Origin of the sequence: Streptomyces sp. NPDC051684, assembly GCF_044453445.1 — a bacterium.
Taxonomy (GTDB): domain Bacteria; phylum Actinomycetota; class Actinomycetes; order Streptomycetales; family Streptomycetaceae; genus Streptomyces.
On record NZ_JBITCS010000013.1, the window covers coordinates 49,679 to 67,505 of the forward strand.

18 protein-coding genes and 1 pseudogene are annotated in these 17,827 nt (G+C 72.0%); 13 read left to right on the plus strand and 6 right to left on the minus strand.

Annotation, left to right across the window (positions count from 1 at the left end):
* Positions 1-152 precede the first annotated feature (152 nt).
* The 5 genes from leuA (at position 153) to ACIA8D_RS17495 (ending at position 7,239) form a co-directional block, all read left to right on the plus strand.
* Entirely contained in the window at positions 153-1,874 is a 1,722-nt protein-coding gene (leuA, locus tag ACIA8D_RS17475; protein ID WP_399232986.1) for a 2-isopropylmalate synthase, read from the plus strand.
* A gap of 187 nt (positions 1,875-2,061) precedes the next feature.
* Positions 2,062-2,757, plus strand: a complete 696-nt coding sequence (locus tag ACIA8D_RS17480; protein ID WP_399232988.1) for a TerB family tellurite resistance protein — start codon at positions 2,062-2,064, stop codon at positions 2,755-2,757.
* A 382-nt stretch (positions 2,758-3,139) separates the two neighbouring features.
* On the plus strand, positions 3,140-5,209 hold the full coding sequence (locus ACIA8D_RS17485) for an MMPL family transporter (protein WP_399232990.1): 2,070 nt from the start codon (positions 3,140-3,142) through the stop codon (positions 5,207-5,209).
* A gap of 54 nt (positions 5,210-5,263) precedes the next feature.
* Positions 5,264-6,574 carry a sensor histidine kinase gene (locus ACIA8D_RS17490; protein WP_399232992.1) on the plus strand — a complete coding sequence of 437 codons (1,311 nt, stop codon included), beginning with the start codon at positions 5,264-5,266 and terminating at the stop codon, positions 6,572-6,574.
* Positions 6,571-7,239 carry a response regulator gene (locus tag ACIA8D_RS17495; protein WP_399232993.1) on the plus strand — a complete coding sequence of 223 codons (669 nt, stop codon included), beginning with the start codon at positions 6,571-6,573 and terminating at the stop codon, positions 7,237-7,239. Before ACIA8D_RS17490 ends, ACIA8D_RS17495 begins: the two co-directional genes overlap by 4 nt.
* 11 nt (positions 7,240-7,250) lie before the next feature.
* Here ACIA8D_RS17495 and ACIA8D_RS17500 read toward each other — a convergent pair whose 3' ends face one another.
* The gene (locus ACIA8D_RS17500; RefSeq protein ID WP_399232994.1) at positions 7,251-7,601 is read right to left on the minus strand and encodes a VOC family protein; all 351 of its coding nucleotides are present in this window, start codon (positions 7,599-7,601) and stop codon (positions 7,251-7,253) included.
* Between the two features lie 30 nt (positions 7,602-7,631).
* Positions 7,632-9,704, minus strand: coding sequence for an ATP-binding protein (locus ACIA8D_RS17505; RefSeq protein ID WP_399232996.1), 2,073 nt, complete (start codon positions 9,702-9,704; stop codon positions 7,632-7,634).
* A 232-nt stretch (positions 9,705-9,936) separates the two neighbouring features.
* Here ACIA8D_RS17505 and ACIA8D_RS17510 point away from each other — a divergent pair, with 232 nt between their 5' ends.
* Positions 9,937-10,374: a hypothetical protein gene (locus ACIA8D_RS17510; RefSeq protein ID WP_399232998.1), complete on the plus strand. Its 438-nt coding sequence runs from the start codon at positions 9,937-9,939 to the stop codon at positions 10,372-10,374.
* A 226-nt stretch (positions 10,375-10,600) separates the two neighbouring features.
* Here the strand turns inward: ACIA8D_RS17510 and ACIA8D_RS17515 are convergent, their stop codons facing one another.
* Positions 10,601-10,795, minus strand: coding sequence for a DUF397 domain-containing protein (locus tag ACIA8D_RS17515; protein ID WP_399233002.1), 195 nt, complete (start codon positions 10,793-10,795; stop codon positions 10,601-10,603).
* Complete coding sequence (locus tag ACIA8D_RS17520) at positions 10,777-11,610, minus strand: Scr1 family TA system antitoxin-like transcriptional regulator (protein WP_399233004.1); 834 nt, start codon at positions 11,608-11,610, stop codon at positions 10,777-10,779. The genes ACIA8D_RS17515 and ACIA8D_RS17520 overlap by 19 nt, the downstream gene beginning before the upstream one ends.
* Positions 11,611-11,965: 355 nt before the next feature.
* Here ACIA8D_RS17520 and ACIA8D_RS17525 point away from each other — a divergent pair, with 355 nt between their 5' ends.
* The 4 genes and pseudogenes from ACIA8D_RS17525 (at position 11,966) to ACIA8D_RS17540 (ending at position 13,198) form a co-directional block, all read left to right on the plus strand.
* On the plus strand, positions 11,966-12,181 hold the full coding sequence (locus ACIA8D_RS17525) for a hypothetical protein (protein WP_389278117.1): 216 nt from the start codon (positions 11,966-11,968) through the stop codon (positions 12,179-12,181).
* Between the two features lie 239 nt (positions 12,182-12,420).
* A complete protein-coding gene (locus ACIA8D_RS17530; RefSeq protein WP_399233006.1) occupies positions 12,421-12,786 on the plus strand; it encodes a DUF1016 N-terminal domain-containing protein in 366 nt (121 codons plus the stop codon).
* A gap of 47 nt (positions 12,787-12,833) precedes the next feature.
* A pseudogene (locus ACIA8D_RS17535) lies at positions 12,834-12,932 on the plus strand (PDDEXK nuclease domain-containing protein); the annotation flags it as partial.
* Positions 12,933-13,048: 116 nt separating this feature from the next.
* A complete protein-coding gene (locus tag ACIA8D_RS17540; RefSeq protein WP_399233247.1) occupies positions 13,049-13,198 on the plus strand; it encodes a hypothetical protein in 150 nt (49 codons plus the stop codon).
* Positions 13,199-13,221: 23 nt separating this feature from the next.
* Here ACIA8D_RS17540 and ACIA8D_RS17545 read toward each other — a convergent pair whose 3' ends face one another.
* Positions 13,222-14,673 (minus strand): MFS transporter, encoded by a 1,452-nt coding sequence (locus ACIA8D_RS17545; protein ID WP_399233010.1) that lies wholly within the window; start codon positions 14,671-14,673, stop codon positions 13,222-13,224.
* Positions 14,674-14,738: 65 nt separating this feature from the next.
* Between ACIA8D_RS17545 and ACIA8D_RS17550 the strand changes: the two genes are divergently transcribed.
* Genes ACIA8D_RS17550 through ACIA8D_RS17560 form a run of 3 tightly spaced genes read left to right on the plus strand, consistent with a single transcriptional unit; the run spans position 14,739 to position 16,883 of the window.
* Positions 14,739-15,260 (plus strand): RrF2 family transcriptional regulator, encoded by a 522-nt coding sequence (locus ACIA8D_RS17550; protein ID WP_399233012.1) that lies wholly within the window; start codon positions 14,739-14,741, stop codon positions 15,258-15,260.
* A gap of 5 nt (positions 15,261-15,265) precedes the next feature.
* Positions 15,266-16,015: a DNA repair protein RecO gene (gene recO / locus ACIA8D_RS17555; RefSeq protein ID WP_399233013.1), complete on the plus strand. Its 750-nt coding sequence runs from the start codon at positions 15,266-15,268 to the stop codon at positions 16,013-16,015.
* A 37-nt stretch (positions 16,016-16,052) separates the two neighbouring features.
* Entirely contained in the window at positions 16,053-16,883 is an 831-nt protein-coding gene (locus ACIA8D_RS17560) for an isoprenyl transferase (RefSeq protein ID WP_399233015.1), read from the plus strand.
* A 482-nt stretch (positions 16,884-17,365) separates the two neighbouring features.
* Here ACIA8D_RS17560 and ACIA8D_RS17565 read toward each other — a convergent pair whose 3' ends face one another.
* Positions 17,366-17,767, minus strand: a complete 402-nt coding sequence (locus ACIA8D_RS17565; RefSeq protein ID WP_399233016.1) for a Fur family transcriptional regulator — start codon at positions 17,765-17,767, stop codon at positions 17,366-17,368.
* Positions 17,768-17,827: the final 60 nt, after the last annotated feature.

A 17,827-nucleotide genomic window follows, 5' to 3' on the forward strand; every position in this document is an offset into this window, starting at 1 on the left:
ACTCGACTAAGGTGCTGTGCATCATGCGTTTCGGGCTGCTTCTCCTTAGCTGCCGCGGCGAGGGCCTGTAGACAAGGCCGGCTCCCTCCCCGCGGAGTTTTGTGTTGCGCCGTCGGCCGCCTTCCAGGCCACCTCCGAGGAGCCCACGCATCATGGCAAACCGCCAGCAGCCCAGCAGCATGCCGATCCACAAGTACGGCCAGTACGACCAGGTCGACATCCCGGACCGCACGTGGCCCGGCAAGCGGATCACCACCGCCCCCCGCTGGCTCTCCACGGACCTGCGCGACGGCAACCAGGCGCTGATCGACCCGATGTCCCCGGCCCGCAAGCGCGCGATGTTCGACCTGCTGGTCAAGATGGGCTACAAGGAGATCGAGGTCGGCTTCCCCGCGTCGGGGCAGACGGACTTCGACTTCGTACGCTCGATCATCGAGGACCCGGCCGCCATCCCGGACGACGTCACGATCTCCGTACTGACCCAGGCCCGTGAGGACCTGATCGAGCGGACCGTGGAGTCCCTGAAGGGCGCCAAGAACGCCACGGTCCACCTGTACAACGCCACGGCGCCGGTCTTCCGCCGCGTCGTCTTCCGCGGCTCCAAGGAAGAGATCAAGCAGATCGCCGTCGACGGCACCCGCCTGGTCATGGAGTACGCGGAGAAGCTGCTGGGTCCGGAGACGAAGTTCGGCTACCAGTACAGCCCCGAGATCTTCACGGACACCGAGCTGGAGTTCGCCCTGGAGGTCTGCGAGGCCGTCATGGACGTCTACCAGCCGGGCCCGGACCGCGAGATCATCCTCAACCTGCCGGCCACGGTGGAGCGTTCGACGCCGTCCACGCACGCGGACCGCTTCGAGTGGATGTCGCGCAACCTGTCGCGCCGCGAGTACGTCTGCCTGTCCATCCACCCGCACAACGATCGCGGCACCGCCGTCGCCGCCGCCGAGCTGGGCGTCATGGCCGGTGGTGACCGCGTCGAGGGCTGCCTGTTCGGCCAGGGCGAGCGCACCGGCAACGTCGACCTGGTCACCCTGGGCATGAACCTGTTCTCCCAGGGCGTCGACCCGCAGATCGACTTCTCCGACATCGACGAGATCCGTCGCACGTGGGAGTACTGCAACCAGATGGAGGTCCACCCGCGCCACCCGTACGTGGGCGACCTGGTCTACACGTCCTTCTCCGGCTCCCACCAGGACGCCATCAAGAAGGGCTTCGACGCGATGGAGGCCGACGCCAAGGCCAAGGGCGTCACCGTCGACGACATCGAGTGGGCGGTCCCGTACCTGCCGATCGACCCGAAGGACGTCGGCCGCTCCTACGAGGCGGTGATCCGCGTCAACTCGCAGTCCGGCAAGGGCGGTATCGCGTACGTCCTGAAGGACGGCCACAACCTGGACCTGCCGCGCCGTATGCAGGTCGAGTTCTCCAAGGTCATCCAGCAGAAGACGGACGCCGAGGGCGGCGAGGTCACGCCCAAGGACATCTGGGCCGTCTTCCAGGACGAGTACCTGCCGAACCCCTCCAACCCGTGGGGCCGCATCCAGGTCAAGACGGGCCAGACCACGACCGACACGGACGGCGTGGACACGCTGACCGTCGAGGCCGAGGTGGACGGCGTCGAGCAGGTGCTGGTGGGCACCGGCAACGGCCCCATCTCCGCCTTCTTCCACGCGCTGCAGGGCATCGGCATCGACGCCCGGCTCCTGGACTACCAGGAGCACACGATGAGCGAGGGCGCCTCCGCGGTCGCCGCCTCGTACATCGAGGTCGCCATCGAGGACAAGGTTCTGTGGGGCATCGGCACCGATGCGAACACGACACGTGCCTCGCTGAAGGCGGTCGTCTCGGCGGTCAACCGCGCGAGCCGTTGACGTAGTTGAGCTGCGGTTTCTCGGCCCCGTGCACCTTTTGTGGGTGTGCGGGGCCGTGTCGCATCCAGGCCAGGAACGACAAGTTCCGTGACCTCGGCGTGACCAAGGTACTGACGCCGCATCAACAATGTGGCTAACATCACGCCAACGCCGCGATGATGCGGCGCCACGACGGGAGGTGTGCGACGTGCTGCCGAATCATGGACGCATGGGACTGACCGGGCTCTCGCGGGTGTTCGGGGTGCACACCATATGGACCACCGTGGGCGACGGCGAGTTCTTCTGTCCTGGCTGCGGCGGCGATCGCAACTACCAACGGCGGACCGGGAAGCGGCGGTTGGTGCTGCTCGGGCTTCCCGTCGTGCCGCGCGGGTCGGCGGGGCCCGTCGTCGAATGCGCGGCCTGCGAGGGCCGGTTCGGCACGGACGCGCTCGACCACCCGACCACGCACCGCTTCTCCGCGATGCTGCGGGACGCCGTGCACACGGTGGTGCTCGCGGTGCTCGCGGGCGGCGGGACGTCGCCGCTGGCGCTGGAGTGCGCGGTGGGTACGTTGCGGGAGGCCGGGTTCGAGGACACCTCCGAGGAGCAACTCGCCGCGCTCGTCGAGGCGTTGGTCACGGATGCGGGGCGGGTCGCCGAGCAGTGCGGGGCGGGGGCCGGGCTTGCCATAGAGCTGCATGAGGCGCTCGATCCGCTGGCGCAGCATCTCGCTCCGGCGGGGCGGGAGTCGATCCTGCTGCAAGGTGCGCGGATCGCGCTGGCGGACGGGATGTACTCGGCGGGGGAGCGGGATGTGCTCGGTACGGTGGGGGCGGCGTTGACCCTGTGCACGGATGAGGTGGGCGAGTTGTTGGCTGCGGCCTCGCGGACGCCCAGCTGAGCCGGTCCCACGCCACGGGGCTCCGCCCCGGACCCCGCTGCTCAATCGCCGCAGGGGCTTGAAATACGGACCTCCGCTGCCCGAGCGCCGTAGGGGCTTGAAATGCGGGCCTCCGCTGCCCGAGCGGCGCAGGGGCTTGAAATGCGGGCCTCCGCTGCCCGAGCGGCGCAGGGGCTTGAAATGCGGGCCTCCGCTGCCCGAGCGGTGCAGGGGCTTGAAATGCGGGCTCCCGCTGTTGTCTCTCGTTACTCCCGCGGGAGTAGGGCGGGCGTGCTGACGCCCGTCGCAGTACCTCTCAGGTCGGTCGGACGGTCGACGAGATGTGGCTCCTCGCATCGGAATCTGGACGCATCGGATTCTGATGGCAGAGAGGGGTCAACCCATGAGGCGGATCGCGGTTCCCTGGGGGGTGCTCGCGTTGTGGGTCGCCGTGCTCGCCCTGGCAGGCCCCTTCGCCGGCAAGCTCGGCGACGTGCAGCACAACCGGGCCGTCGACTACCTGCCCGCGAGCGCCGACTCGACGCAGGTCGCGAAGATCCAGGACCGGCTGCCGGGCGGCGAGACCACCGAGCTGGTGCTCGTGTACCACCGGGACGGGGGCCTGACCGCCGCCGACCGTGCCACGGCGGAGCGGCAAGTGACGGACGTCGAGAGCCGGTTGGCGCTCGTACGGGATCCCCAAGGGGTGCCGTCCAAGAGTGGTGACACCGTGATGTACCCCGTCGCCAGCACCACGCCCGGCCAGGACGAGAAGGCCCGGGACGCGTTCGTGAACGACGTACGGGACATCGCCCACGACACCGGCGCCGGGATGGGCGTCGACGTCGGCGGGCCCGGGGCGCTGGCCACCGACGCGTCCGAGGTGTACCAGTCGCTCGACGGGCCGCTGCTCTACACGACCGTGGCCGTCGTGGCGCTGCTGCTGATCCTGATCTACCGCAGCCCGTTCCTGTGGCTCGTGCCGCTCGCCGTCGCCGGGGTCGCCGACTTCCTGTCTATGGGTGTCGCGTACGGCCTCAACCAGGCCTTCGGGACCACGATCAGCGGGCAGAGTCAGGGCGTCATGACGATCCTCGTGTTCGGCGCGGGGACCGACTACGCGCTGCTGATCGTGTCGCGGTACCGGGAGGAGCTGAGGCGCTTCGAGCGGCCGTACGAGGCCATGCGCGCGGCCCTGCGTGGCTGCGGGCCCGCCGTGCTCGCCTCGTCCGCGACCGTCGCCGCCGGGCTGCTCTGCCTGCTGGCGGCCGACCTCAACTCCAGCCGCGGCATGGGCCCGTTGGGCGCCGTCGGCGTGCTGTGCGCGCTCGTCGCCATGCTGACGCTGCTGCCCGCCGTGCTCGTCCTGCTGGGGCGGCGCGTGTTCTGGCCGCTGGTGCCGGCGTTCGGCTCGCGGCCCAAGGAGCGCAGGTCGCTGTTCACGGCGATGGGCTCGTCCGCGGGGCGCAGGCCGCTCGCCGTGCTCGGCGTCGGGGCCGTGCTGCTCGGGGCGCTCGCCCTGGTAGCCCTCAATCTGCCGGGCAGCCTGAAGCAGGAGGACTCCTTCACCGACAGGCCGGACTCCGTCGTCGCCATGCGGACGCTCGCCACCGCCTACCCGGAGGCGGGCAGCCAGCCGATCACGGTCATCGCGCCAACAGGTAGCGCCAGTAAGGTAATTGAGACCGCCCGGGGTACCGACGGGGTCGTCGGCGTCGAGCGCGAACGCAGCGGTGGCGGCTGGACCGAGATCAGCGTCGTCGCGAAGGCCGCGGCGCAGAGCGACGCCGAGAACGCCACCATCGAGGCGCTGCGCGACGGGCTCGACGGACAGGGGGCGTACGTCGGCGGGCCCAGCGCCGAGCAGCTCGACCTCAAGGACACCAACGCCCGGGACCGGCTCGTCGTCGTGCCGATCGTGCTCGCCGCGGTGCTGCTGATCCTGGTGGTGCTGCTGCGCAGTCTCGTCGCGCCGCTGCTGCTGCTCGGTGCCGTGGTCGCGGTGTGGGGAGCGGCGCTCGGCATCGGCGGGCTCGTCTTCGGGACCCTCTTCGGCTTCGAGGGCACGGACCCGGGACTCGGACTGCTGTCCTTCGTGTTCCTCGTCGCCCTCGGCGTGGACTACGGGATCTTCCTCATGCACCGGATGCGGGAGGAGGTGCTCGGCGGGGCGCCGACCGGGGCGGCGGCGCTGACCGCGCTGCGGACGACCGGGGCGGTGATCGCCTCGGCGGGCCTGGTGCTGGCGGCCACGTTCGCCGTGCTGACCAGCATGCCGCTGGTCCAACTCGTCGAGCTGGGCTTCGTGATCGCGGTCGGGGTGCTCCTCGACACCTTCCTCGTACGGACGTATCTCGTGACGTCGGCGTCGTACGCGCTCGGCCGCAAGGTGTGGTGGCCGGGGCCGCTGTCCCGCGAGCGGGTCGCGGCCGCGCCGCCGGCCCCGGAGCGGGAGCCGGCGCCCACGCCCTGAGTCCGGACCGTACGAACGCAAAGGCGTGCCCCTCCCTGCCGGAGGGGCGCGCCCATGACCGAAGATGGGGCGGTGGACGTGACACGTCTCCTCCTGCCAGGGCCGCACGGGCCCACCCGCCGCGTGCTGCCCGCGGACCCGGGCCGTATCCGACGCCAGGACGCGCTCCTCGCGGCGGCGCTCGCGCTCGTCGACGTGTGCGTGGCGCTCCTGCTGCCCGCCGAAGGGCGCCAACCGACGCCCCTGGGCTGGCTGTTGCTGGTGGGCGCGCACGTTCCGCTGATCTGGCGGCGGCGTGCGCCGCTCGCCTCGTTCCTCGGCCTCGTGGCCTTCGTCGCGCCGTACCACGCGATGGACTTCCAGCACACCGCTCCGCTGCTCGCCTCGCTGTGCGGGCTGTTCACCGTGGCCATGACGGGGCGGCCGCGGCGCACGGTACTCGTCGGCGTGTGCGTCATCGGGCTCATGCTCGGGGTCAAGTTCGGCCACGGCATGGCCGAGGGCACGCAGGCGCTCAGGATCTCCGGATGGATCGTCGTCGTGCTGCTGCTCGGCGTGTACGTGCGGGTGCACCGGCAGTACCTCGCCTCCGTCGTGGAACGGGCCGAGCGGGCCGAGCGGACCCGGGAGGAGGAGGCGCGGCGGCGGGTCGCCGAGGAGCGGTTGCGGGTCGCCCGCGATCTGCACGACCTGCTGGCGCACAGCATCACCCTCGTGGGGGTGCAGACGTCCGTCGCCGCGCATGTGCTGAACGCCGATCCCCAGCGGCTCGACCGGGCCGCGGTCGCCAAGGCGCTCGACGACATCGCGGACACGTGCCGTGCGGCGCGCGGCGAGCTCCGCGCCACGCTGGAGGTACTGCGGTCCTCCCCGGACGAAGCGCGGGGGCCGCTGCCGGGGGTCGACGGAATTCCGGAGCTGGCGGAGGCGGCGCGGACGTCGGGGGTCTCGGTGCGGTGCGATCTCGATGCCGGGGAGGTGCCGGGCGCGGTCGGCGCGGCGGTGTACCGGATCGTTCAGGAGGCATTGACCAACGCGGTGCGGCACGGCGGGGCGGAGCTGTCCGTCCGGGTGGCGCTGCGCGCGGCTCCCGGGGCGGTGGAGGTGTCCGTGGTCGACGACGGGGTGGGCGTGCCCGATGCCGCCTCCGTGGCGCCGGGGTTCGGGCTCGTGGGGATGCGGGAGCGGGCGCGGAGCGTGGGCGGCGTGCTGGACGCGGGGCCGCGGGCCGCGGGCGGGTTCGAGGTGCGGGCCACCTTGCCGCTGACGGCACGGGGCGTCGCCCCGGAGCCCGCTGCTCCATCGCCGCGGGGGCACGGGGATTCGACTGCTGTCGGGCGGCCGCGGGAAGGGGACAGGCCGTGAACGCCATTCGCGTGGTGCTCGCCGACGACCAGACGCTCGTGCGGGCCGCCTTCGCCATGCTGGTCGAGTCCGCCGCCGACATGGAGGTCGTGGGGCAGGCCGGAACCGGGCGGGAGGCCGTCGCGGCGGTCCGGGAGGCGCGGGCCGATCTCGTCGTCATGGACATCCGGATGCCGGACCTCGACGGGATCGAGGCCACCCGGCTGCTCGCCGCCGACGAGGATCTGGCCGGGGTGAAGGTGCTGGTGCTGACCACGTACGACACCGACGAGCACGTGGTCGAGGCGCTGCGGGCCGGGGCCTCCGGGTTCCTGGTGAAGGACACCAGGCCCGCCGAGCTGCTCGACGCCATCCGGACCGTCGCCGCGGGCGACGCCCTCCTGTCGCCCGGGCCCACCGCCCGGCTCATCGCCCGGGTGCTGAGCGCGCCCGAGGCGCCCGCGCCGGCGAACGGCGCTCTCGGGCAGCTGTCGGACCGCGAGCGCCAGGTCCTCGCGCTCGTCGCACGCGGGCTCAACAACACGGAGATCGCCGAGGCGCTCGGACTCAGCCCGCTCACCGCGAAGACCCACGTCAGCCGGATCATGGGGAGGCTGGCCGCGCGGGACCGGGCACAACTGGTCATCACGGCCTACGAGTCGGGGCTCGTGACCCCGTCCCCCTAGGGGGACGGGTCCTACGAGCCGTGGGCCGTCGGGTGCAGGGGTTCGTACAGGCCCAGCTCGCCGCCGCCCGGCAGACGCAGCGACGTGAGGCGGCCCCAGCGCAGGTCCTGGAGGGGGGACGTGAACTCGACGCCCTTGGCGGTCAGTTCGGCGATCGTGGCCTCCACGTCGTCGCACATCAGCGTCAGCTCGTGCTTGGGCGCGCCCTCCGTCGGGTGCACGGCGATCTCGGAGGGCGGTGCCGCGAAGATCAGCCAGCCGCCGCCCGCGTCGACGTGCGGGAAGCCGAGGACGTCCCGCAGGAAGGCCCGGTCGGCGTCCGCGTCGGAGGAGTAGAGGATCGTGTGCGCTCCTGTGATCATGCGCGCGAGCGTAGCGGGGCGGGCGCGCGGTCAGCCGGTGTCGGCGCCGGTGCGCGTGGCGAGGCTGAACGCGATGCCGTCCGCCGTGGCCATCTCCAGGCCCGCCGCGTACTGCGTCTCGTACTCACGGTCGCCGACGGACTCCCTGATGCGGCGCTCGGTGAGGTCGCGGGCGGCCACCAGTTCGGGCGAGCCCAGCTGAGGGCGGCCCAGGCTCTGCCACATCCGCTGGCCGATGCCGAGCAGCCTGGCCGCGCGCCGGGTCTCGCCGAGCGTGCTCAGCGAGGAGGCCAGGGCCTCCACCGCGAGGGCGACGCCGACGCGGTCGCGGAACCGGGACTTGCCCGCGATGGTGACCAGCGCGTGCCGCGCGGCCTCGTCCGGGCGCCCCTGACCGTTCGCCGCGAGGGCCGCCGCCCAGCTGGCCCACGTGTGCGACCAGCGCTCGCCGCGCCGACCGCACTCCGCTTCGAGCCTGCGCGCCACCACGGCGGCCTCCGCGAACTCGCCGGACAGGACGTGCACGAGGGCGCGTCCGGCCGTGGTGAGACACCAGGCCGAGTCGTAGGGCCCGGTGTACCCCCGCAGGTCCGGCGCCGCGTCGATGACGTCGGCCGCTTCCCGCAGCCGGCCCATCAGGCACAGCGAGGTGCTCTCCAGGTACGCCGCCGCCATCACCTGAGCCGGTGAGGGGTCGGGACGCGTACGGTCACGGAACGCCGCGGACACCTCGAGGCCCGTCTCGGTGTCGCCCTGCGAGAGCGCCGCCGTCGCGCGGGCCCACAGGCCCAGCAGGTACTCGGGCCCCGGCCGCTCGGACAGGGCCAGCGCCGCCTCCGCGTACCGCCGGCCCTCGCGGGCGAAGCCGCAGGGGAACCAGAGGATCCACAGATGGCCGCACAGCCGCTGTGCGGCGGGCCCGTCGCGGGTCTCCAGGCAGAAGTCCAGCGCCACACGGAAGTTGGGGTGGTCGGTGACGAGGCGCTCGTACCAGTGTTCCTGCTCGGGCCCCATCCAGCCCGCGTCGGCCCGGCGGGCGAGCTCCAGATGGAAGTCTCGGTGCCGGCGCCGCGCCCCGGCCGCCTCGGCGGGCCCGAGTTGGCGCAGCCACGACGCCCCGAACTCGCGGACCGTGTCCAGCATGTCGTAGCGCCCACCGGGCCTGCCGCGCACCAGCGACTTGGCGACGAGGCCGGCGAGCGCCCCGGCGACCTCGGCCTCGCCGAGCGGCCCGCCGCGGCCCACCGCCCGCGCGCCCGCCGGGTCGAAGCCGCCGGTGAACACGGACAGGCGCGCCCACAGCAACCGTTCGAGCGGCGTGCACAGTTCGTGGCTCCAGCCGATGGTGGCGCGCAGCGTGCGGTGGCGCGGTGGACCGGTGTGCTCGGCGGACCCGGCCAGCGTGTCGAGGCGGTCGCCGAGCAGGGATTCCAGCCGCTCCAGGGGCAGTTCGGCGAGCCGGGCGGCGGCCAGCTCGATGGCCAGGGGGATGCCGTCGAGGCGGCGGCAGACGGCCTCTGCGGTGATCCGTTCGCCCGGCCCGAGCCGGAACGCGGGGGAGGCGAGCGCGGCACGGTCGGCGAACAGCGCGACCGAGTCGCCGGGCCGCCCCGGGTCGCCGTCGGCCGTGACGGGCAGCGGCGCGACCATGAACCGGTGCTCGTCGGCGAGCCCCAGCGGCTGCCTGCTCGTCGCCAGGACGCGCAGCTCCGGTGCGATGTCGAGGAGTTTGCGGACGAGCCGGGCGCAGTCGTCCAGCAGGTGCTCGCACGTGTCGAGGATGAGCAGCACCCGCTTGTCGGTGAGCCAGTGGGCGACGACGTCCGCGGCGTCCTCGTTCGAGTTGTCGGCGAGCCGCAGCTCCTCCAGGAGTACGTTGCCGAGCAGTGTCGGGTCGTGCAGCGGGGAGAGCGGCACGAAGCACACCGTGTCCGCCACGTGCGGGCCCGTGCGCAGGGCGAGGCGCGCGGCGAGCCGGGTCTTGCCGACCCCTCCGACCCCCGTGAGGGTGAGCAGCCGGTGGTCCCTCAACTCCTGCTCCAGGTAGTCGAGTTCGGCCTGGCGGCCGATGAACTGGGTGCCCTCGACGGGCAGACTTTCCACGGTGACAGTTTCCTCCGTCCGGCGCGCCGACTCGCGGGTATCCGCCGAGCCGAACGAGTTGACCACGCCGCACCCTCGGATACCGGACGGAATGCGACGGGGAGCGACCACTTCCGGTCCACACCGGTCCGATGCGGGGCAATGGTGTCTGCGGTTCGGTGCGTTGGGCCATAGTGGGCCGTTCACCCAGGCGGGGCAGGGCGGGGCGGGTCAGGGGCGGTGAGGTCGAGGGATGTCGAGAAGTCGGTGGGGAGCCCGTGCGCACTGCGTCGCCGTCCTCGGCCTGTGCGCCGCGCTGGCGGTCGGCGCCGATGCGTGGCAGCCCGCCCACCCCGCGGTCGCGGTCCTGCTCATCGGCCCCCTGCTGGCCTGCGCGCGGCTCGGCGTGCGGCCCACGCTCACCACGCTCGCCTGGGTGCTGGCCCTCGCGGGGACGGCGGGCGCGGTGCTGCGCGTCGACACGGGACCGTGGCTCGCGGTCGAGTACCTCGTGCTGTTCGTCGGGGGCCTCGCCGCGGTCCGTATCGCCCGGGCGTCCGCGATCCGTTCGTGGCTGCGCCGGCTCGGCGACGTCGCGCGGGCGGCCCAGGCGGCGCTCCTGCGCCCGGTCGAGGCGCGGTTCGGCGACATCGACTCGCGACGGCCGTGGTTCCCGGCGTCGGTCTGCTGACGGCGCGCCGTGCCGTCGCGTCCGCGACGCCGGGGCTGCTCACGGTGGCGGTGGGGGTGGCGGTGTCCGCGCTGGCGGCCCTCAGCGCGTACCCCCGGCCACGGGGCTCCGCCCCGGCCCCCGCTGCTGAATCGCCGCAGGGGCTCCAATAACCGCTCCTCGCTGCGCCGCACGAACCGGCCGCCGTGTGCCCCCGGCGCTTCGGCCCCACGGGGTGGCGGCTGGTTCAGGTCGTCGTTCCGGTCACGAACGCGGACCACGCGGCCGCGCCGATGATCACGACGTCGCCGTCGACGACCTTGGAGTCCCGGACGGGCACGACCCCGGGGACTCCGTCGGCGACCTCGACGCAGTTGCCGCCCTCGCCGTTGCTGTAACTGCTCTTGCGCCAGCTGGCGTTGCTCAGGTCGTACTCGCGCATCGTCCGTGGCCCTCCGTCGCCGACTCGATCAGGGTCAGGGCCACCTCTGGCGGTCGCGCGGCGCCCCTGACCAGATCGTATGCGCGCTGTGCGCGCTTCACCACGGCCGGATCATCGATGAGCGTTCCCGAAAACGCGGTCTCTGTATAGGCGCCCGGCGGGGCGTCGTCGAACTCCATGAGTCGTAGGTCATCCGCCATCAAGGCGTACGCCCCCACCTCGTACGGGATCACCGCCACCCACACGACCCGCTGCCGCATCAGCTCCGCGATGTGCTCCAACTGCTCGGCCATTGCGGCCGATCCGCCCACCGGCGGGCGCAGCACGCTCTCGTGAAGCGTCACCCAGTACTCGGGCCTTGTAGCGTCCCGAAGGATGTCCGCACGCTCCCGGCGGGCGGACACCTTCTCCTCCACGTACTCGTCGGTGACGAACGGGTTCGCCGCGAGAGTGATCGCCCGCGCGTGCGCGGCTGTCTGCAGCAACCCAGGCACCACGCTCGTCGCGCACTCACAGATCCTCGTGGCCGACCGCTCAAGCTCGACCACTTCCGCGAAATACCCCGCGTAGCGGTGGTCGTCGATCAGGGACCGCCACATCCGCTCGAAAATACCGTCGGTTTGCAGCGCCTCATCGATCCTCCGGGCTACATCCAACTGCGGCTTGCGAATTGCCTGTTCGAATTGGCCGATGTAGCCGCCGGAAACGAATACCTGTATCCCCAACTCCACTTGGGTGAGCCCCGCGTCCTCCCGGCGGCGCTTCAACTCCACCCCGAAGAACTCCCACGCCGCTTGGCGCGAACCCTTGGCCATGGCCAACCCCCCAGGGAAAGCAGCGCAGTTGCAGTGCACAGACCTCTCCCCACTGTAGGGACGGCACGCCACCGTGGAGGTGCAAAGCGTGAAATTCAATGAGGCAGGGGAGCCACGTGACGGGACAATCGAAGCACGCCGCGCTGTGCGTGGAGGAAGTCGAGGAAATGGTGGAGACATTGCGATCCGCACTCGCCGGAGCGGGAATTGTGCTGCCCTCGCTCGGCCTCGATCCCGGGTCAATCGCACGGAGTGCCCCGTGTCCCTTGGTGGAATTGGGCCGTTGTCCGGTTGACGCGGCGGCCCGGCTCGCCGCCGTACTCCTCGCAGGGACGGACGACAGGAGCGCTACGCCATGAAACCGCCGATCGGTTCGTACGCGGTCGACACGAGCACGGGTCAGGTGGGACGAGTGATGGGGCACGAGGGGCCGTACGTACAGTTGCGGCCCTTCGGCGGCGGGCGCGAGTGGGACTGCCCGCCGGAGGTGCTGCGCGTGGCGTCGACGACGGAACGGGTGCGCGCGGCGACGGCGTACGAGAACAGAAGAAGCCGGGGCGAGGTGCCGTAGGCGCGGGCCGGGGCTGCCCGACGTCGCCTCCTACCTGCGTACGAAGGAACGTAACTCCCCCCCGTCCTGGTACGGGGAGTTGCTCGGCGACATCAAGCAGACGATCGACGGCGCGCGCCTGCGTGCCCAGCGGGCCGTGAACACCGAACTCGTCCAGATGTACTGGGAGATCGGATCCCACGTCCTGCGCCTCCCACATCCTGCGCCGCCAGGCCGAAGAGGGCTGGGGCACGAAGGTCGTGGCGCGGCTCGCCACCGACCTGAAGACGACGTTCCCGAACCAGCGCGGCTTCTCGCGCAGCAACCTCATGTACATACAGCAGATGGCCCGCACCTGGCCGGACTCAATTGTCCAACAGCCTGTTGGACAATTGCCGTGGGGCGAGGGCTGGTCGCGCGACCGCCTGGAACAGTGCATGGCCCAGGAGCTCCACCTCAGGAGGCGCGCCGCGACCTCCAACTTCACGGCGACTGTCCCGGAGGACGCCGATGTCGTCGAGGACATCACCAAGGATCCGTACCGCCTCGACTTCCTCACCCTCGACGAGCAGCATTCGGAGCGGCAGCTGGAGGACGCGCTCGTCGAACAGATCGTCCGGTCCTGACCGAGCTGGGCGTCGGGTTCGCCTTCGTGGGCCGTCAGTACCCGCTCGTGCTGGAGGGCCGCGAGTACCGGATCGATCTGCTCTTCTACCACCTCGGACTGCGGCGGTACGTGGTCGTCGAGCTCAAGACGAAGGACGCCAGGCCGGAGCACTTCGGCATGCTCGGGTTCTACGCGGCCGCCGTCGACGAGCTGGTGCGCGACCCGGCGCTCGACGGGGGACGCTCGGCATCCTCATCTGCAAGGGACACAATCAGGTCGTCTTGCAGCTCGCTTTGCGGGCGAGCAACCGTCCTCTCGCCGTCAGTATGTACGCGCTCGGCAGCCTTACCCCGGAGATGTGCGCTCTGCTGCCCACCGAGGAGGACCTGACCCGCGTCGCCCAGGAGGTCCTGGACGGCGGGGGACGGTAGTGGCCGGCGGTGTCGTGGGAGGGCTAAGAGGCAGCTGAGCGGCGGTGCGTCGACCACATCAAGGTGGTCGACACCGCCACCAGGGCCGCGAACGCCGCCGAGACCGCCGCCATTCCGGTGCGGGCGTCCCGCAGGCCGGGGCCCGACACCGTGAAGAACAGCATGCCGAGCAGGGCGACGCCGAGGGAGCCCGCCGCCTGCTGCGCCGTGTTGAGCATTCCGGACGCCGAGCCTGCCGTCTCGGGCGTCACCCGGGACAGCGCCGCGCCGATGATCGGCGGCATGAGCAGGCCGTTGCCGAGGCCGGTCAGGAGGAGGGCCGGTGTCAGGGCCCAGGGGTCGAGCGTGCCGCCGCGGCCGGAGGCGGTCAGCTGGGTCGCGGCGAGGGCCAGGCCCGCCACCACCAGCGCCCCGCCCGCCACCGGCCACCGCATCCCGTGCCGCGCCGTGAGGCGCCCGCTGAGCAGCGAACCCGCGGTGAAGGTCGCAGCCTGCGGGACGAACACCGCGCCGGCCGTGAGCGGACTCGCGCCGAGGCCCGCCTGGAGCAGCAGCGCCAGGGTGAACATGTAGGCGCCGAAGTACAGCTGGAAGGCGCCCAGGCCCGCCAGCAGGGTCAGATACGGGCGGTTGCGGAAGAGCGCCGGGTTGAGGACCGGTTCGCCGCCGCGTGCCCGCAACGTCCGCTGCCAGAGCCATGTCGCCCAGGCCACGGGGACGGCCGCCGCCAGGCACGCCCATGTCCACAGCGGCCACCCCTCGTCCCGGCCCAGCGACAGCGGCACCAGGAGCAGCGCCAGCGTCGCCGTGACGCCCAGCGCGCCGATCGCGTCGAACTGCCGCCGGGGGCCGGAGAGTTGGGCCGGAAGCAGCCGCCACGCGGCGATCGAGGCCACCACGCCCACGGGGACGTTCACCAGGAACACCGCCCGCCAGCCGAGCCCGAACACGTCCGCCTGTAGCAGTACGCCGCCGATGAGCTGCCCGGCGATCGACCCGATGCCCGCCACCGCCCCGTTCCAGCCGGTCGCCCGGCCCCGGTGCGCCGCCGGGAAGCGCGCCGTCACCAGCGACAGCACCTGCGGGACCATCACCGCCGCCGCGAGCCCCTGCGCCAGCCGCGCCACCACCAGCTCCCCGGCCCCCTGGGCGAGCCCGCACAGCAGCGACGTCACCGTGAACGCCACCATCCCCGCCACGAACGTCCGCCGGTAACCGAACCGGTCCCCGAGCCGGCCGCCCGTGATCAGCCCCGCCGCGTACGCGAACGCGTAGCCGGACACGACGAGTTCGAGCGCCGCGTCGCTCGCGCCCAGGTCCGCGCGGAGCGCCTCGGTGGCGACGTTCACGACGAAGAGGTCGAAGCTCCCCATGAACGTGGCGGTGAGCGCGACCGCGAGCATGCGGCGGTCGGCCGGGGAGGGCTCCGCGGGGGCGGGCCGCGGCGGGCCGGTGTCGAGCCGAGTCTCTGTCATGAGGGTCATGGGTATCATCGATATTTGATATCCATCAAGTGGATGGAGGGGTAGCCTCGGGTTCCATGAAGTTGTCGCAGGGCGTCGAGTGGGGCGTGCACTGCTGCGTGCTCCTCGTGCAGGCGCCGCCCGGTGTCGCCGTGCGCCGCTCCACCCTCGCCGGGTACTACGGGCTGCCCGAGGCGTACCTCGCCAAGCACCTCAAGTCCCTCGCCGCCGCCGGTGTGCTGATCGCCACATCCGGGCCCCGCGGCGGCTTCCGGCTCGCCCGCGAACCGAAGGACATCACCGTGCTCGACGTGGTGGAGGCGGTCGAGGGCTCCGCGCCCGCCTTCGTCTGCGGCGAGATCCGCCAGCGCGGCGCGTGCGCGATCCCGCCCGAGCGGTGCACGGGTCCGTGCGGAGTGGCCCAGGTCATGTACGACGCGGACCGGGCCTGGCGGGACTCGCTGCGGGCCGTGACGGTGGCGGACCTGAGCGCGGGGCTGACCGACACGGTGCGCTCGCGCGGCCGCGCGTGGCTGGCGGACCCGGAAGCGCCCCTGCCCCCGTTCCCGCAAACGGGCACCGTCCGTAAGGGACAATGAGTGGCATGAGTCTGTTCCGTGACGACGGGGTCGTGCTGCGCACCCAGAAACTCGGCGAAGCCGACCGCATCATCACGCTGCTCACCCGCAACCACGGACGGGTGCGCGCCGTCGCCCGCGGTGTGCGGCGCACCAAGTCCAAGTTCGGCGCCCGGCTCGAACCCTTCTCCCACGTCGACGTGCAGTTCTTCGCGCGGAACAGCGAGTTGATCGGGCGCGGACTGCCGCTCTGTACGCAGAGCGAGACCATCGCCGCGTACGGCGGCGGCATCGTCACCGACTACGCCCGGTACACCGCGGGCACCGCGATGCTGGAGACGGCGGAACGGTTCACCGACCACGAGGGCGAACCCGCGGTGCAGCAGTACCTGCTCCTCGTCGGCGGCCTGCGCACGCTCGCCCGCGGCGAGCACGCGCCGGGCCTGATCCTCGACGCGTTCCTGCTGCGCTCGCTCGCGGTCAACGGCTACGCACCCAGCTTCGGAGACTGCGCGAAGTGCGGAATGCCCGGTCCCAACCGGTTCTTCTCCGTCGGGGCGGGCGGCTCGGTTTGCGTCGACTGCCGGGTACCGGGCAGCGTCGTACCCTCACCGCAGGCCCTCGACCTGCTCGGTGCACTGCTCACGGGAGACTGGGAGACGGCGGACACGTGCGAGGCACGGTTCGTCCGGGAGGGCAACGGGCTGGTGTCGGCCTACCTGCACTGGCACCTGGAGCGCGGACTGCGCTCGCTGCGCTACGTAGAGAAAAGCTAGCGAGAGCTGGCACTGAGCTAGGGGAGAGGCCCGGAACATGGCACGTCGCGGAATCCTCGGACGGAACCGCCGTGAGTACACAGCGCCCGAACCGCACCCGTCGGGCGCGCGGCCGCCGAAGGTCCCCGGCGAGCTGGTGCCCCAGCACGTCGCGATCGTCATGGACGGCAACGGACGCTGGGCCAAGGACCGCGGCCTGCCGCGCACCGAGGGCCACAAGGTCGGCGCCGAGCGTGTGCTCGACGTCCTCCAGGGCGCCATCGAGATGGGCGTCGGCGCCATCTCGCTCTACGCCTTCTCCACCGAGAACTGGAAGCGCTCGCCCGACGAGGTGCGCTTCCTCATGAACTTCAACCGCGACTTCATCCGCAAGACGCGCGACCAGCTCGACGAGTTGGGTGTGCGCGTGCGGTGGGTGGGGCGGATGCCCAAGCTGTGGAAGTCGGTCGCCAAGGAGCTGGAGATCTCCCAGGAGCAGACCAAGGACAACGACAAGCTGACGTTGTACTTCTGCATGAACTACGGCGGCCGTGCCGAGATCGCGGACGCGGCGCAGGCGCTCGCGGAGGACGTGAAGGCGGGGCGGCTCGACCCGTCCAAGGTCAGCGAGAAGACCTTCGCGAAGTACCTCTACTACGCGGACATGCCCGACGTGGACCTGTTCCTGCGGCCCAGCGGTGAGCAGCGCACGTCCAACTACCTGCTGTGGCAGAGCGCGTACGCCGAGATGGTCTTCCAGGACGTCCTGTGGCCGGACTTCGACCGGCGTGACCTGTGGCGCGCGTGCGTCGAATACGCCTCCCGCGACCGGCGGTTCGGCGGGGCGACCCCGAACGAGGTCCTGCTCCAACTTGAGGCCGACAAGTAGCGCCTCTGCCTCCGGCGGGTGAGCCGTTCAAGCCCCTGCGGCGATTGAGCAGCGGGGTCCGGGCGGAGCCCCGTGACCTTGAGCGCGCGGCGCCGCGGGGGGGGGGGGGGGGGGGGGGGGGGGGGGGGGGGGGGGGGGGGGGGGGGGGGGGGGGGGGGGGGGGGGGGGCGGGGGGGGGGGCGGGGGGGGGGGGGCCCGCGCCCCCCCCGGCCCCGCCCCCCCCCCCCCCGGCCCCCCGGGGGGGGGGGGCCCCCACCCCGCCCCGGGGGCGCCCCCCCCCCGGGGTCCGGGCGGAGCCCCGTGACCTTGAGCGCGCGGCGCCGCCCGGGGCTCTGCCCCGGACCCCGCGCCTCAATCGCCGGCGGGGCTTGATTTGCTCACCCGCCGCCGGGGCGGAAACTTGCTCGCCCGCTGCCGGGGCGGAAACTTGCTTGCCCGCTGCCGGGGCGGAAACTTGCTTGCCCGGCACAGGCGGCAACGGATCAACCGGCGGCGCACTCCGCGCAGGTGCCGAAGATCTCGACCGTGTGGGCCACGTTGACGTAACCGTGCTCGGAGGCAATCGCCTCCGCCCACTTCTCCACCGCGGGGCCTTCGACCTCCACCGCCTTGCCGCACACCCGGCACACGAGGTGGTGGTGGTGCTCGCCCGTGGAGCAGCGGCGGTACACCGCCTCGCCCTCCGAGGTGCGCAGGACGTCGACCTCGCCCGCGTCCGCGAGGGACTGCAACGTCCGGTACACCGTGGTCAGCCCGACCGAGTCCCCCTTGTGCTTGAGGACATCGTGCAGCTCCTGGGCGCTGCGGAACTCGTCCACCTCGTCGAGCGCTGCCGCCACGGCCGCGCGCTGGCGGGTCGACCTGCCTCGAACCGGGGCTGCCACGGGTTTCTCCTCACATCCCTGCCACGTACGTACGCCCGCCATTGTGCCAGGCGGCGCTGT

Excerpts from the sequence above, each read along its gene's own strand:
- leuA (WP_399232986.1), top strand. The coding sequence starts at position 153 with ATGGCAAACCGCCAGCAGCCCAGCAGCATGCCGATCCACAAGTACGGC.
- ACIA8D_RS17500 (WP_399232994.1), bottom strand. The coding sequence starts at position 7,601 with ATGATCACAGGAGCGCACACGATCCTCTACTCCTCCGACGCGGACGCC.
- ACIA8D_RS17515 (WP_399233002.1), bottom strand. The coding sequence starts at position 10,795 with ATGCGCGAGTACGACCTGAGCAACGCCAGCTGGCGCAAGAGCAGTTAC.
- ACIA8D_RS17485 (WP_399232990.1), top strand. The coding sequence starts at position 3,140 with ATGAGGCGGATCGCGGTTCCCTGGGGGGTGCTCGCGTTGTGGGTCGCC.
- ACIA8D_RS17560 (WP_399233015.1), top strand. The coding sequence starts at position 16,053 with ATGGCACGTCGCGGAATCCTCGGACGGAACCGCCGTGAGTACACAGCG.
- ACIA8D_RS17520 (WP_399233004.1), bottom strand. The coding sequence starts at position 11,610 with ATGGCCAAGGGTTCGCGCCAAGCGGCGTGGGAGTTCTTCGGGGTGGAG.
- ACIA8D_RS17525 (WP_389278117.1), top strand. The coding sequence starts at position 11,966 with ATGAAACCGCCGATCGGTTCGTACGCGGTCGACACGAGCACGGGTCAG.
- ACIA8D_RS17490 (WP_399232992.1), top strand. The coding sequence starts at position 5,264 with ATGACCGAAGATGGGGCGGTGGACGTGACACGTCTCCTCCTGCCAGGG.
- recO (WP_399233013.1), top strand. The coding sequence starts at position 15,266 with ATGAGTCTGTTCCGTGACGACGGGGTCGTGCTGCGCACCCAGAAACTC.
- ACIA8D_RS17545 (WP_399233010.1), bottom strand. The coding sequence starts at position 14,673 with ATGACAGAGACTCGGCTCGACACCGGCCCGCCGCGGCCCGCCCCCGCG.
- ACIA8D_RS17550 (WP_399233012.1), top strand. The coding sequence starts at position 14,739 with ATGAAGTTGTCGCAGGGCGTCGAGTGGGGCGTGCACTGCTGCGTGCTC.
- ACIA8D_RS17510 (WP_399232998.1), top strand. The coding sequence starts at position 9,937 with ATGTCGAGAAGTCGGTGGGGAGCCCGTGCGCACTGCGTCGCCGTCCTC.